At 64.2% G+C, this 14,098-nt stretch carries 15 protein-coding genes; 11 read left to right on the forward strand and 4 right to left on the reverse strand.

Annotation, left to right across the window (positions count from 1 at the left end; genetic code table 11):
- Positions 1-124: 124 nt before the first annotated feature.
- Positions 125-3,022 carry an Rne/Rng family ribonuclease gene (locus CDE01S_RS07415; RefSeq protein WP_066705484.1) on the reverse strand — a complete coding sequence of 966 codons (2,898 nt, stop codon included), beginning with the start codon at positions 3,020-3,022 and terminating at the stop codon, positions 125-127.
- Between the two features lie 495 nt (positions 3,023-3,517).
- On the opposite strand from CDE01S_RS07415, the gene CDE01S_RS07425 reads away from it, so the two are divergent.
- From CDE01S_RS07425 to CDE01S_RS07440, 4 genes are read left to right on the forward strand one after another with little or no spacing between them, the layout of a single operon-like run.
- Positions 3,518-4,558: an RluA family pseudouridine synthase gene (locus tag CDE01S_RS07425; protein WP_066705487.1), complete on the forward strand. Its 1,041-nt coding sequence runs from the start codon at positions 3,518-3,520 to the stop codon at positions 4,556-4,558.
- A 16-nt stretch (positions 4,559-4,574) separates the two neighbouring features.
- Complete coding sequence (locus tag CDE01S_RS07430) at positions 4,575-5,240, forward strand: HAD family hydrolase (RefSeq protein ID WP_157077068.1); 666 nt, start codon at positions 4,575-4,577, stop codon at positions 5,238-5,240.
- A 16-nt stretch (positions 5,241-5,256) separates the two neighbouring features.
- Complete coding sequence (locus CDE01S_RS07435) at positions 5,257-5,628, forward strand: Rieske (2Fe-2S) protein (protein WP_066705493.1); 372 nt, start codon at positions 5,257-5,259, stop codon at positions 5,626-5,628.
- Position 5,629: 1 nt separating this feature from the next.
- A complete protein-coding gene (locus CDE01S_RS07440; protein WP_066705494.1) occupies positions 5,630-6,670 on the forward strand; it encodes a S49 family peptidase in 1,041 nt (346 codons plus the stop codon).
- A 34-nt stretch (positions 6,671-6,704) separates the two neighbouring features.
- Here CDE01S_RS07440 and CDE01S_RS07445 read toward each other — a convergent pair whose 3' ends face one another.
- The 3 genes from CDE01S_RS07445 to CDE01S_RS07455 form a co-directional block, all read right to left on the reverse strand.
- On the reverse strand, positions 6,705-7,133 hold the full coding sequence (locus CDE01S_RS07445; RefSeq protein ID WP_066705495.1) for a GreA/GreB family elongation factor: 429 nt from the start codon (positions 7,131-7,133) through the stop codon (positions 6,705-6,707).
- A gap of 349 nt (positions 7,134-7,482) precedes the next feature.
- Positions 7,483-8,247, reverse strand: coding sequence for an SAM-dependent methyltransferase (locus CDE01S_RS07450; RefSeq protein WP_066705497.1), 765 nt, complete (start codon positions 8,245-8,247; stop codon positions 7,483-7,485).
- Positions 8,244-8,858, reverse strand: a complete 615-nt coding sequence (locus tag CDE01S_RS07455) for a Maf family nucleotide pyrophosphatase (RefSeq protein WP_066705499.1) — start codon at positions 8,856-8,858, stop codon at positions 8,244-8,246. Before CDE01S_RS07455 ends, CDE01S_RS07450 begins: the two co-directional genes overlap by 4 nt.
- A 25-nt stretch (positions 8,859-8,883) precedes the next feature.
- On the opposite strand from CDE01S_RS07455, the gene CDE01S_RS07460 reads away from it, so the two are divergent.
- The 7 genes from CDE01S_RS07460 (at position 8,884) to acpP (ending at position 14,017) form a co-directional block, all read left to right on the forward strand.
- Positions 8,884-9,432, forward strand: coding sequence for a YceD family protein (locus tag CDE01S_RS07460; protein ID WP_066705651.1), 549 nt, complete (start codon positions 8,884-8,886; stop codon positions 9,430-9,432).
- A 143-nt stretch (positions 9,433-9,575) separates the two neighbouring features.
- A complete protein-coding gene (rpmF, locus tag CDE01S_RS07465) occupies positions 9,576-9,758 on the forward strand; it encodes a 50S ribosomal protein L32 (RefSeq protein WP_005794249.1) in 183 nt (60 codons plus the stop codon).
- A 106-nt stretch (positions 9,759-9,864) separates the two neighbouring features.
- Complete coding sequence (gene plsX / locus CDE01S_RS07470; RefSeq protein ID WP_066705501.1) at positions 9,865-10,890, forward strand: phosphate acyltransferase PlsX; 1,026 nt, start codon at positions 9,865-9,867, stop codon at positions 10,888-10,890.
- A gap of 54 nt (positions 10,891-10,944) precedes the next feature.
- Positions 10,945-11,922, forward strand: a complete 978-nt coding sequence (locus CDE01S_RS07475) for a beta-ketoacyl-ACP synthase III (RefSeq protein ID WP_066705503.1) — start codon at positions 10,945-10,947, stop codon at positions 11,920-11,922.
- Between the two features lie 63 nt (positions 11,923-11,985).
- The gene (gene fabD / locus CDE01S_RS07480; RefSeq protein ID WP_066705505.1) at positions 11,986-12,936 is read left to right on the forward strand and encodes an ACP S-malonyltransferase; all 951 of its coding nucleotides are present in this window, start codon (positions 11,986-11,988) and stop codon (positions 12,934-12,936) included.
- Positions 12,933-13,679: a 3-oxoacyl-ACP reductase FabG gene (gene fabG, locus CDE01S_RS07485; protein WP_066705507.1), complete on the forward strand. Its 747-nt coding sequence runs from the start codon at positions 12,933-12,935 to the stop codon at positions 13,677-13,679. The genes fabD and fabG overlap by 4 nt, the downstream gene beginning before the upstream one ends.
- Before the next feature lie 98 nt (positions 13,680-13,777).
- Positions 13,778-14,017: an acyl carrier protein gene (gene acpP / locus CDE01S_RS07490; protein ID WP_066705508.1), complete on the forward strand. Its 240-nt coding sequence runs from the start codon at positions 13,778-13,780 to the stop codon at positions 14,015-14,017.
- The last annotated feature ends 81 nt before the right edge of the window (positions 14,018-14,098 follow it).

A 14,098-nucleotide genomic window follows, 5' to 3' on the forward strand; every position in this document is an offset into this window, starting at 1 on the left:
TTGCCAGCTCTGCCAGGCACTCAGCCAAACGCTGCAAATTCAATAGCATTTGGCGCAATAACCACAAGGCAAAAGCCACAAAAAAGCCCGCATGATGCGGGCTTTTTGTTGGCGGGGCAGGGCGTCAGCTCTGCACCGACTGCTGCTCGAACGGCAGGTTCAGGTCACGCAGATCCTTGCGGGTCTCAACCAGGATCAGCGGACCCTCGTCGATCACCACCGGCGCCGGACGCTCGCGCGGCACATGCACCGGCTTCGGTTCTGCGGCGATGGCGGCCTGCACGGCTGCCACCTTGTCCGCATCGGAGTTGACCCACTGCAGGCCGGCGGTATCGGCGATCTGGTTCAGCTCGGCCAGCGGCAGGGCATAGCTCTGGACACGCGGCAGGCCACGGGCGGCGGGTGCTGCAGCCGGTGCTGGGGCGCGGGTTTCAGCCACGGGTGCGGCAACCGGTGCGCTGTTGAATGCTGCTGGCGGCGTTTCCACCGGGGCAGTTTCCTGCGGGGCAGTTTCCTGCGGGGCACGTTCCTGACGCTCGCCGCGTTCCCCGCGCTCGCCACGCTGGCGGTCGCGGCCATAACGGTCGCGCGAGCGGCGCTCGCGTTGGCCGTTGCCGCCTTCGCCTTCAGCCGGTGCTGCAGTCTCGGTGGCGGCTTGTTGTGCCATGTCGAGCACGACCTGATTTTCCGCCGTGGCAACCGCAGGGGCGACTGCTGGCGCGCCAACCATGCCTTCGCCGTTCAGGCGGACTTCTTCAGCCGGTTGTTGACGGGTGTCGTCCTGACGCGGCGGGCGTTCACCGCGGCGTCCGCCGCGACCCTCGCCCCGCTCGCCGCGGCCTTCACCACGGTTTTCACCGCGTTCGGCGCGTTCACCCCGGGGGGCGCGCTGTTCTGTGCGCTCACCGCGTTCACCCTGCTCGGTGCGTTCGCCACGTTCAGCACGGTCACCGCGACCACGCTGCTCGCCGTTGCGCGGCGCGCGTTCCTGACGCTGTTCGGTCTTGGCGGCTTCGTTGCCCTGGGCTGCCGACTCGGCCGTCATGGCCTTGTTGTCGGTCTCACCGCGCTGGCCCTGGCGCTCACCGCGACCGCGGCCTTCGCCATCACGGCCACCGCGTCCACCACGACCGCCGCGTCCACGGCCTTCGCCGCGTCCTTCCGGACGACCCTCAGCGCGACCTTCGCCGCCGCGGCCTTCGCCACGACCACGGCCTTCACCGCCACGGCCACCGCGACCCTCGCGGCGCTCGTCTTTCTTGTCACCCGTCTTGACGGGCTCGGCTGCCGGCGCAGCGCCGAACAGGCTCTTGAGCCAGCCGAAGAAGCCGGTGCTGGCCGGGGCTGCCGGCTTGGCTGCTTTTACCGGTTTGGCCGCCTGGGGCTGCGCGACGGGTTTCGGTGCCACGATCGGTGCCGGTGCATCGGGCAGCACACCCTTGATGACCGGAGTCTGCTTGTTGGTCGGCTCCTGCGAGCGACGCGTCACCGCGGTCGGGTCTTCCACCTCTTCGGCCATCTTGTAGCTGGCTTCGATGTTGTCCAGGCGCGGGTCGTCGTGCTTGAGGCGCTCGAGCTTGTAGTTCGGCGTTTCCAGCGACTTGTTGGGCACCATCAGCACGTTGATGCGCTGCTTGAGCTCGATCTTGGCGATTTCGGTGCGCTTCTCGTTGAGCAGGAAGGAGGCGACGTCCACCGGCACTTGGCATAGCACCGAAGCGGTGTTGTCCTTCTGGGCTTCTTCCTGGATGATGCGCAGGATCTGCAGCGCCGAGCTTTCGGTGTCGCGGATGTGGCCGGAGCCACCGCAGCGCGGGCAGGGGATGGAAGCACCTTCCGAGAGGGCCGGGCGCAGGCGCTGGCGGCTCATCTCCATCAGACCGAATTTGCTGATGGTGCCGAACTGCACGCGGGCGCGGTCCTGGCGCAGCGCATCGCGCAGGCGGTTTTCCACTTCGCGGCGGTTGCGGCTTTCTTCCATGTCGATGAAGTCGATCACGATCAGGCCGCCGAGGTCGCGCAGGCGCATCTGGCGGGCCACTTCGTCCGCGGCTTCCAGGTTGGTGCGGGTGGCGGTTTCCTCGATGTCGCCGCCCTTGATGGCACGCGCCGAGTTCACGTCCACCGACACCAGGGCTTCGGTGTGGTCGATCACGATGGCGCCGCCGGACGGCAGCGTCACGGTGCGGGCGTAGGCCGACTCAATCTGGTGCTCGATCTGGAAGCGCGAGAACAGCGGTGCGTCGTCGCGGTAGCGTTTCACGCGGGCGGCATGCTCGGGCATGACGTGCGCCATGAACTGCTGCGCCTGGTCGTACACGTCGTCGGTGTCGATCAGGATGTCGCCGATGTCGGCATTGAAGTAGTCGCGGATGGCGCGGATCACCAGGCTCGATTCCTGGTAGATCAGGAAGGCGCCCTTGGCGCCCTTGGTGGCGCCGTCGATGGCGTTCCACAGCTTGAGCAGGTAGTTCAGGTCCCACTGCAGCTCGGGCGCGCTGCGGCCGATGCCGGCGGTGCGCGCGATGATGGACATGCCGTTGGGGTACTCGAGCTGGTCGAGTGCTTCCTTCAGTTCGGCGCGGTCGTCACCCTCGATGCGGCGCGAGACGCCACCGCCGCGCGGGTTGTTGGGCATCAGCACCACGTAGCGGCCGGCCAGCGAGATGAAGGTGGTCAGGGCCGCGCCCTTGTTGCCGCGCTCTTCCTTTTCGACCTGTACCAGCAGCTCCTGGCCTTCCTTGATCGCGTCCTGGATGCGGGCCTGGCTGACCGAGACGCCTTGCTGGAAGTATTGCTTGGAGATTTCCTTGAACGGCAGGAAGCCGTGGCGGTCTTCGCCGTAGTCGACGAAACAGGCTTCGAGCGAAGGCTCGACGCGTGTGACGACGGCCTTGTAGATGTTGCCCTTGCGCTGTTCGCGCCCTTCGATTTCGATTTCGTAGTCGAGCAGTTTCTGCCCGTCCACAATCGCCAGACGGCGTTCTTCTGCCTGCGTGGCGTTGATCAGCATGCGTTTCATGGCTTGCTTTCCTTCTTGTCAGTTCACATGCCCATAGCGGGCCAACGATGCCTGAACTGACGCCTTGAAACGAAGGGAATTGCCGGAGAACCGCAGGCTCAGATGGTGAGCCGCAGTGTAGGCGCGTGGATGGGGGCGAGGGGGAGCGATTGTGGAGTGGTTACCGGTTTGGCAACTCTTTGTGCCCGCGTGGCGGGCACTGACGGCCGATCCATGCCATCAAACAGCGCGTAGCAGCGCTGCAGGCAGGTGAGGATCAGACTCATCAACACAAACATTTCGCTTTGATCCGCCTGCCAGCTTCTCGCTGACAGACTTGGGTATTCCGTATCAGTGTTTCAGTGCGTCGGTTACGCCGCCTGTTTTACCGGCCACGGCAAGCAACTGGCTTGCGGTCTGCATACAAAACGGGCGGTGACATCAACCTTCCAGCGCGGCTGGTGGCGTCATGTGGACTAAACTCCAGACAAATCAACCACTTACAGCGCGTCGCTAGTGAAACACATTATAGGGGGCAAATTGCCCGCCAGCGCTCCCCAGGTCAAATCAGTGGAAGTCGACGAGGAAGCGGCTGGCCAGCGCCTGGACAATTTCCTGCTGCGCCAGCTCAAGGGCGTGCCGAAAACCCATGTCTACCGCATCATCCGCAGCGGCGAAGTGAGGGTTAACAAAGGGCGGGCTTCAGCCGACACACGGGTCGAAGCCGGTGATGTGGTGCGGGTGCCGCCGGTGCGCCTGTCGGAGCGGGTGGCGGAAAAAGCCGAGGCCATGGCCGGGCTGGTGGCACGTGGTGCGCCGGCACGCGAGTTTCCTGTGCTGTTCGAGGACGAGGCCGTGCTGGCCATCAACAAGCCGGCCGGTGTGGCGGTGCATGGCGGCTCGGGCGTGAGCTTCGGCGTCATCGAGCAGTTGCGCATGGCACGACCCCAGGCGAAATTTCTGGAACTGGTGCACCGGCTGGACCGCGAGACCAGCGGCATCCTGCTGGTGGCCAAGAAGCGCAGCGCCCTCAAAAGCCTGCAGGACCAGTTCCGCGAGCGCGAGACCGGCAAGACCTATCTGGCGCTGGTGGCCGGGCAGTGGCCGGCCAACAAGAAGGTGCTGGACAAACCGCTGCACAAGTACCTGCTTGACGACGGCGAGCGCCGTGTCCGGGTGGTGGCCAAGGACGACCCGGACGGCATGAAGTCAGTCACCTTGGTCAAGGTGCGGGAGCGCTCGCCGCTCCCGGTGGGGCCGGCGGCCCAGGGCTACTCGCTGCTGGAGGTCACCATCAAGACGGGGCGCACGCACCAGATCCGCGTGCACCTGGCTTCCGAGGGGCTGCCGATCGCCGGCGACGACAAGTACGGCGACTTCGAGCTGAACAAAGCGTTGCAAAAACCAGCGGACGGCCCGGCGCTCAAACGGATGTTTCTGCATGCGTGGCGGTTACAGTTCAGCCATCCGGTCAGCGGCGAGCGCATCGAACTGCTGGCACCCTTGCCGAGCGAACTGGACCAATTTGTGGTGCATGCCATGTCTTCCCATGCCTGACTCTGCCCTTGAACCTATGGCTTTCCGTCCCCGCCAGTTTGATCTGATTGCCTTCGACTGGGATGGCACGCTGTTCGATTCCACCGCCATCATCACGCGCTGTATCCAGCTGGCGGTGCGCGATGTCGGTGGCACCGTGCCCAGCGATGAGCAGGCCTCCTATGTGATCGGCATGGCCTTGATGCAGGCCTTGGCGCATGCCGCGCCCGACGTGCCGGAAGAGAAATACCCGGAACTGGGCGCGCGTTACCGGTACCACTACATGGCGCACCAGAACGACATCAGCCTGTTCGGCGGCGTGCTGGCCATGCTGGAGGACCTCAAGGCGCGGCACCACTGGCTGACGGTGGCCACGGGCAAAAGCCGACGCGGCCTGGACGAGGTGCTGCAGACGGTGGAGCTCAAGGGCATGTTCAACGGTTCACGCACCGCGGACGAGACCGCCGGCAAGCCGCATCCGCGCATGCTGCAGGAACTGATGCGCGAGTTCGGCGTCGAGCCGGAGCGCACGCTGATGATCGGCGACACCACACACGACCTGCAGATGGCGCTCAATGCCGGCTGTGCCAGCGTGGGTGTGAGCTACGGTGCGCATGAGCCGGACGCCTTTCAGGCGCTGCAGCCGCGTTATGTGGCGCATTCGGTGCGCGACTTGCACGACTGGCTGCTGCAGAACGGCTGAGAACCTTCACGAGACCATGAGCGACGAAGTCCTGATCCCCTTATGCAATTCGGCGGACCTGGCCGAGGGCGGCCTGGCGGTGCCCTTCGACTTGGTTTACCACGGGCAGACCTGCCGCGCCTTTGCCATCCGCTTCGAGGGGCAGGTGCATGCTTATGTCAACCGCTGCACCCATGTGGCGATGGAGATGGACTACCAGCCCAACCACTTTTTCGACCCGACCGGCCGCTGGCTGATGTGCGCCACGCACGGTGCGGTTTATGCGCCCGATACCGGCGCCTGCCGTGGTGGCCCTTGCCGCGGCGGCCTGGCCAAGATTCCCCTCACCGAACATGACGGTGTGGTGCACTGGCATACTGCCTACAACCTGCAACCTGTCGAGTTCTGATATGAACGATTCCAGCCGCCCTGACACGCAAGACAACATGCCAAACAGCCCTCAAGACCCGATCGATCATGCGCAAGTCGCTATCAAAAACGGAGCAAAAGATGCCGCAACCGATGTGCCGGGCTGGGAGCGCAGCGTGCTTGAAAAGCTGGCGTTTGCTGCGCTGGAGGAACAGCGCGCGGCGCGCCGTTTCCGCCTGATCACGCGCATCAGCTGGCTGGTGCTCATTGTGCTGCTGGTCGGCATTGGCTTCGGCCTGGGGAACTCGTCCAAAAGCACCATCACCCCGCACACGGCGCTGGTGGAGATCAAGGGCGAGATCGCCTCGGGCACCGAGGCCAGCGCCGAGCTGGTGGTGTCGTCCGTCCGCAGCGCCTTCGAGGACCATGGTTCCCAGGCGATTGTGCTGTTGATCAACTCGCCCGGCGGCAGCCCGGTGCAGGCCGGCATCATCAACGACGAGATCCGCCGCCTGAAGGCCAAGCACAACAAGCCGGTCTACGCCGTGGTGGAGGAAGCCGCCGCGTCGGCCGCCTATTACATCGCTGTCTCGGCCGACAAGATCTATGTTGACAAGGCCAGCATCGTGGGCAGCATCGGCGTGCTGATGGACGGTTTCGGTTTTACCGGCCTGATGGACAAGCTCGGCATCGAGCGCCGTCTCATGACCGCCGGCGAGAACAAGGGTTTTCTCGACCCCTTCAGCCCGCAGACCGAGAAACAACGCGTGTTTGCCCAGGCCATGCTGGACCAGATTCACCAGCAGTTCATCAGCGTGGTCAAGGCCGGTCGCGGCAAGCGCCTGAAGGAGACGCCGGAGATGTTCAGCGGCCTGTTCTGGAGTGGCCAGCAGGCCGTGGAACTCGGCCTGGCTGACCAGTTCGGCAACCTCGACTACGTGGCACGCGAGGTGGTGAAGGCTGAGGAAGTCGTTGACTACACCCGGCGTGACAACGTGGCCGAGCGCCTGGTCAAGCGTTTCGGCGCCGCCATTGGCGAGGGCGCGGTCAAGGCCTTGCGCACGCTGCCCTCGTTCCGCTGAGCGGCGCGGCTATCGGCCTGGGCGCCCCCGGGCCTCAGGTCGTGTAATCGCCGCTGGCCTCCGGCTGGAAAAGAATGGCCGTTATCTCGGCCATGCCCTCCGTGCCATGCGGTGTTCGCCAGCGCGCCAGGGCGCCCACGCGCAAGCCGAGCAGGCTCGCGCCCATCGGGGAGAGCACGGAGATGAAACCTGCGCCAGGATCGGAATCCTCCGGGTAGCACAGGGTCAGGGTCTGACGCGTTTGGGTGTTTGGATCCACCAGCAGTACCCGGGAATTCATGGTGACGATATCCGGGGCCACATCGTGCGATGCCACCAGGTCGCTGGTGTCAAGCAGCGTTTGCATGGTTTCGAGCGTGGGTGTTGGCGAAAAGTGGGTGGCCTGCGAGCGTGTGGTCAGCTTGTGGAGGCGTACGTGGTCAAGCTGGGTGAGCGTGCGCTCGACCGGGGAGAACGTGTTCATTGAAAACTCCTGTCGGGACAAGACGCCGTCGCACGGATCCGTGCGGCGGGCGTCATCGCGCTGAGGCTGTGCCCGGCGATTGAAGAGTTGCGCAAAAAGTTCGAAGGGGAAATCGCCGGGCTCAGGAATGTGCGAGGGTGGGCGGACACAGTTTGGTGTCCGTCGGCATCAACCCCTGCACGCGCGCGCAGCCCTGCCGCACAGGGGCCGGCGTACCCATGTGGTGTTCGGTCGAAGACGGTGTGGCGCAACGCATCGGGAAAAGTATAGGTGGCACCTTCATGTCGGCACCATCAGGGGTGCAAAGCCCCCAGGGTTCTTGCCAGAATCAAGGCGGCCAGGCCGCTGGTCAGCGCCCGATGGAGAACACCGCCGGCGTGTTGTTGTCGAGTGCAGTCGTTTGCTGTTTCCATTGTCTGGCGCTGTCACTCCGGTTGTGTGCGCTCGCCAGCGTGAGGCCGCTGCTCACGGCCAGCCGGGTGGTGGGTTGCAGGGTCCTGAGCAGCGCATCCAGCAGGGCCGTATTGCGATAAGGCGTTTCGATGAAAAGCTGGGTTTGCCCGGTCTTCAGGGCCAGTGCTTCAAGCTCCTTGATGCGCTGCGTGCGGGCGGCAGCATCCTGCGGCAGGTAACCCACAAAGGCAAAATTCTGGCCCGACAGGCCGCTGGCCGCCAGGGCCAGCAGCAGGGACACCGGGCCGACCAGCGGCACGACCTCGATGCCCAGCTCGTGCGCGGAACGTACCACCGAGGAGCCCGGGTCGGCCACTGCCGGCATGCCGGCTTCGCTCAGCAGGCCGACATCGTGACCGGCCAGGGCCGCGCCCAGCAGCGGGCGGGCGTCGAAGGTGCCGCCATGGTCGCCTTTCTTGTGCACTTCGCGCGGCAGCTCCTGGATCTGCAGCGCCTGAATGGGGCAGGGCAGGGGATGAAACTCATTGACACGCTTGAGGTAGGCACGTGCGCTCTTGGCGTTTTCGCACACCCAGTGCTGCAAGCGGGCGGCCACGGCCAGCGTGCCTTGCGGCAGCACGTCGGTCAGCGGTGTTTGTGTGGCGCAGCCGAAGTCCAGCGGTGCCGGCACCAGGTAGAGCTTGCCCATGGGGGTGCTCATGCGCTGGCTTTCTGGGATGACAGCAAGGGAACACCGGCGGCGCGCAGCAGGCGGCTGGTGCGGATCAGTGGCAGGCCGACCAGGGCCGTAGGGTCGTCGTTCTCGATCGACTCCAGCAGCGTGATGCCCAGCCCTTCGCTCTTGGCGCTGCCGGCGCAGTCGTAGGGCGTTTCGGCGCGCAGGTAGGCCTCGATCTCGGCATCGCCCAGGTCGCGAAAGTGCACGCGCACCGCTGCCAGGTCGGTCTGCGCAAAGCCGGTCTCCATGCAGACCACGGCCACAGCCGTCTGGAATACCACGACGCGGCCGCGCATCTGGCGCAACTGTGCCACCGCGCGCTCGTGCGTGCCGGGTTTGCCCAGCGGCTGGCCGTCGAGGTCGGCCACCTGGTCGGAGCCGATCACCACTGCGGCCGGGAAGCGGGTCGCCACGGCGCGGGCCTTGGCCAGCGCCAGGCGGCAGGCCAGATCGCGCGGGGTTTCGTTGGGGTGCGGGGTTTCGTCGACCTCGGGCGAGGCGACGTCGAAGGGCAGGCGCAGGCGTGCCAGCAGTTCGCGCCGGTACGGTGAGGTCGAGCCCAGCACCAGTTGTCGGGAGGCAATGTCAGTCATGGTTCGATTCTCTTACACTGCAGCCATGTCACATGAGTTTGTTGTTACCCGGCTTGACGTCAAGGCCTTTGCCAAGGCGGGTGCCGTCCTGGCCGGTCAGGAGCCCTTGTCCCGGTTCGCACGTTTGCTGGAGGAAGCCGGCGGCCAGGGGGGCGAGCGCCCGGTGCAGTGGGAAGCCCGCGGCGAGACGCGGACCGATGCCAGTGGTTCGGCCCAGGTCTGGCTGCACCTGAGTGCGCAGCTCAGCCTGCCGCAGACCTGTCAGCGTTGTCTCGGGCCGGTGGATGTGGCGGTGTCGGTTAACCGTTCGTTCCGCTTTGTGGCAAGCGAGGCGCAGGCCGAGGCCGAAGACGAGGAGGCGGAAGAAGACGTCCTGGCCCTGAGCCGGGATTTCAACCTGCACGAGCTGATTGAGGATGAATTGCTGATGGACCTGTCGGTGGTGCCGCGCCACGACGTCTGCCCGACCGCGGTCAAACTGGCGGCGCAAGATGCCGATTTTGACGCCGCGCAAGCCAGCAAGCCCAATCCCTTTGCCGCCCTGGCCGGACTCAAAGGCGGCAAGTCCAATTGAGGCGGTAAGGGAAACTAGCGCAAAATCAATCAGTTAGGCTATAATTCAAGGCTTCGCGCAGACCCAACCTGCGCAGACCCACCAACCTTATTGAACAACCCCTGCTGTGCGGTGTCCGCATGGCATAAGACCAGGAGCCGATCATGGCCGTCCAGCAAAACAAAAAGTCTCCTTCCAAGCGCGGCATGCACCGTTCGCACAACGCACTGAACGTGCCCGGCATCGCTGTGGAACCCACCACCGGCGAAACCCACCTGCGCCACCACATCAGCCCGAACGGTTTCTACCGCGGCCGTCAGGTGCTGAAGAACAAGTCTGAAGCCTGATCAAGCCTGACTGCCCAAGGCCCGATGCTACAAAACAGTAGCCTCGGGCCTTTGTTTTGATGACGACCGTTACCGGTTCCCAGGCGCCTGATCGCGCTACTTGCCCATGATCACGATCGCTGTTGACTGCATGGGGGGCGATCACGGCCCCCGCGTCACGCTGGCTGCGTGCCGTAATTTTCTTGAACACCACCCCGACGCCGAGTTGCTGCTGGTCGGCCTGCCCGACAGCCTGAGCGCTTTGAAGCATCCGCGCGCCCGCGTGGTGGCGGCCACCGAAGTGGTGGGGATGGATGACCCGATCGAGGTGGCGCTGCGCCGCAAGAAGGATTCGTCCATGCGTGTGGCGATCCAGCAGGTCAAGGACGGCGCGGCGCAGGCTGCGGTGTCGGCCGGCAACACCGGCGCGCTGATGGCGATTGCTCGCTATCTGCTCAAAACCGTGGACGGGATTGATCGCCCGGCCATTGCGGCGCAAATTCCCAATGCCAAGGGGGGCGGTACCACGGTGCTCGATCTGGGGGCCAATGTGGACTGCACGGCTGAGCACCTGCTCCAGTTCGCGGTCATGGGCTCGGCCCTGGTTTCGGTGCTGCGCGACGACCCGAATCCCTCGGTGGGTCTGCTCAACATTGGTGAAGAAGTCATCAAAGGCAATGAAATCATCAAAAAATCGGGTGAACTGCTTCGATTGGCGGCTAATTCCGGTGATTTGAATTTCTTTGGCAATGTTGAAGGCAACGATATTTTCAAGGGAACGACCGATATCGTGGTCTGTGACGGTTTTGTCGGCAATGTGGCCCTCAAGACCAGCGAAGGCCTGGCCTCGATGATCGGCAGTTTCCTGAAGCAAGAGTTTTCCCGCAATATCTTCACGAAATTTGCTGCCATCTGTGCTTATCCGGTGCTTTCTGTATTCAAGAAGCGAATGGATCACCGGCGTTACAATGGCGCGGCACTGCTGGGCCTGCGTGGTCTGGTATTCAAGAGCCATGGCTCGGCTGACGCCTTCGCTTTTGAGCAGGCGTTGAACCGCGCGTATGATGCAGCCCGTAACAAGCTGCTCGACCGGGTCCAGGCCCGGATCGCGCATGCCGCTCCGTTGCTGGCTGGTGTGGCCGGCGCGGAGTAACCGGTTATCTCGGCCAGGGTCTGGCCGGCGCCGGGTCAACCCATAGAACAGCCCATGAGACGTTATTCCCGCATCACTGGTACTGGCAGCTATCTGCCGTCGCGCCGTTTGAGCAATGCCCAACTGGTGTCTGAACTGGCCACCCAAGGGGTGGAAACTTCCGACGACTGGATTGTCGAGCGCACCGGCATCCGGGCCCGGCATTTCGCCGCCCCGGATGAGTGCAGCAGCGACCTGGGTGTGGCCGCCGCACGCAACGCACTGCAGGCTGCCGGCCTGCAGGCGCAGGACATCGATCTGATCATTGTCGCTACGTCCACGCCGGACATGGTGTTTCCCTCCACCGCTTGTATTTTGCAGAACAAGCTGGGCGCCCATGGCTGCCCGGCGTTTGATGTGCAGGCGGTCTGCAGCGGCTTTATCTACGCGCTGACCGTGGCCGATGCCATGATCCAGACCGGTGCGGCCAGCAAGGCGCTGGTGATCGGGGCCGAGGTCTTCTCCCGCATTCTTGATTTCAAGGACCGTACTACCTGTGTGCTGTTTGGCGACGGCGCTGGTGCCGTGGTGCTGGAAGCCTCCGACAAGCCGGGCATCCTGGCCAGCGACCTGCATGCCGATGGCAAGCACGTTGGCATCTTGTGCGTGCCGGGCCATGTCTCGGGCGGTAATGTGCTGGGCGACCCGGTGCTCAAGATGGACGGTCAGGCCGTCTTCAAGCTGGCGGTTGGCGTGCTGGAAGAAACGGCCCGGGCCACGCTGGCCAAGGCCGGCAAGCAGGACACCGACATCGACTGGCTGATTCCGCACCAAGCCAACATCCGCATCATGCAGAGCACAGCCCGGAAGCTGAAGTTGCCGATGGACAAGGTCATCGTGACCGTGGACCAGCACGGCAACACCTCGGCGGCCTCGATTCCGCTGGCGCTGGACGCGGCGGTTCGCGGCGGCCAGGTCAAGCCGGGCCAGCTGATCATGCTCGAAGGGGTGGGCGGCGGCTTCACCTGGGGTTCGGTGCTATTGAATATGTAGCGCCTGGTGCACATACGGCAAGGTCTGAACCCTGAATCAATCCATTATTTCTGACGAATCACGATGAAACCGTTTGCCTTTGTCTTTCCCGGTCAGGGCTCGCAGTCGGTCGGCATGCTCGACGGCTGGGGCGACCATCCGGTGGTGCTCGAAACCCTGAAGGAGGCGTCCGACGCCCTTGGTGAGGACGTGGCCAAGCTGATCAAGGAAGGCCCCAAGGAGGCGCTGGCCCTGACCACCAACACCCAGCCGGTGATGCTGGTGGCGGCAGTGGCGGCCTACCGCATCTGGATGGGCGAGACCGGCGTGGCGCCGGCCGCGGTGGCCGGCCATTCGCTGGGCGAATACTCGGCCATGGTGGCCGCCGGCGTGCTGACGCTGGCCCAGGCCACGCCGTTGGTGCGCCTGCGCGCCCAAGCCATGCAGGAAGCCGTGCCGGTGGGCACCGGTGCTATGGCGGCCATCCTCGGCATGGAAGCGGCCAAGGTGATTGCCGGCTGTGCCGAGGTGACGCAGTCCTTTGGTGCCGGCTCTGCCGAAGTGGTGGAAGCGGTCAATTTCAACGATCCGGCGCAAACGGTGATTGCCGGCTCCAAGGCGGCGGTCGAGAAGGCGTGTGAAGTGCTCAAGGCCAACGGCGCCAAGCGTGCCCTGCCGCTGCCGGTGTCGGCCCCCTTCCACTCCAGCCTGATGAAACCGGCGGCCGAGAAGCTGTGCGAGCGGCTGGAGACGGTGACTTTCGGTGCGCCGCAGATGCCACTGATCAACAACATCGACGTGGCGGTGGAAACCGATGCCGACCGCATCCGCGATGCGCTGTACCGCCAGGCCTTCGGCCCGGTGCGCTGGGTCGAATGCGTGCAGGCCATCAAGGCGCACGGCATCACGACCCTGGTGGAATGCGGCCCGGGCAAGGTGCTGGCCGGCATGGTCAAGCGCATTGATGCAGAACTCACTGGCATGGCCTTGTATGACCCGGCCACGCTGGCGGAAGTGAAAGGAGCATTGGAATGAGCGAGATGAAATTCGAAGGCCAAGTGGCCCTGGTCACCGGCGCTTCGCGCGGCATTGGCGCCGCGATTGCCCATGAGTTGGCCCACCGCGGCCTCAAGGTCATCGGTACCGCCACCAGTGACGACGGCGCCGAGAAGATCAGCGCGGCGCTGGCCGAATTCAACGGCTGCAAGGGCGTCAAGCTCAATGTGAACGATGCCGCCGGCTGCGACGCCCTGATCGAAACCATCATCAAGGAGCAGGGCGCGTTGCACGTGCTGGTCAACAATGCCGGCATCACGCGCGACAACCTGGCCATGCGCATGAAGGATGGCGAATGGGACGAGGTGCTCGACACCAACCTCAAGGCGGTGTTCCGCCTGAGCCGTGCCGTCATCCGCCCCATGATGAAGCAGCGTTATGGCCGCATCATCAGCATCACCTCGGTGGTGGGCGCCTCGGGCAACCCGGGCCAGGCCAACTACGCCGCCGCCAAGGCCGGCGTGGCCGGCATGACGCGCGCGCTGGCGCGTGAACTGGGTTCGCGTACCATCACGGTCAACTGCGTGGCGCCCGGCTTCATCGAAACCGACATGACGTCGCATCTGCCGGACGAACAGCAAAAGGCCTTGTTGAGCCAGATTCCGCTGGGGCATCTGGGCAAACCGGCCGACATTGCGCACGCGGTGGCTTATCTGGCGTCGCCGCAGGCGGGTTATGTGACGGGGCAGGAGTTGCACGTCAACGGCGGCATGTTGATGTAAGGTTCAAGCCGATTTATCCGTACGGCCATCCGGCCTGGGCAGACAACTTCCCGGGCCGGCTAAAATCACGGATTCATTTACAACCCTCTGAGGGAAATATGAGCGATATCGAAGCACGCGTCAAAAAAATCATTGCCGAACAACTCGGTGTGGAAGAGTCTCAAGTCACCAACGAGAAAGCCTTCGTGGCTGATCTGGGTGCCGACTCCCTCGACACCGTCGAGCTGGTGATGGCCCTGGAAGACGAGTTCGGCATCGAGATTCCGGACGAAGACGCCGAGAAGATCACCACGGTGCAAAACGCCATCGACTACGCCAACACCCACAAGAAGGCCTGATGGCATTCCCTGCGGTACGGCGTTTGCTGTACTGCACAGCCCTGTGAGCGGCATAACGCCCAATGGGCGTACCGCTCACGG

It is taken from the genome of Curvibacter delicatus NBRC 14919, assembly GCF_001592265.1.
GTDB classification, from domain to species: Bacteria; Pseudomonadota; Gammaproteobacteria; order Burkholderiales; family Burkholderiaceae_C; genus Hylemonella; species Hylemonella delicata.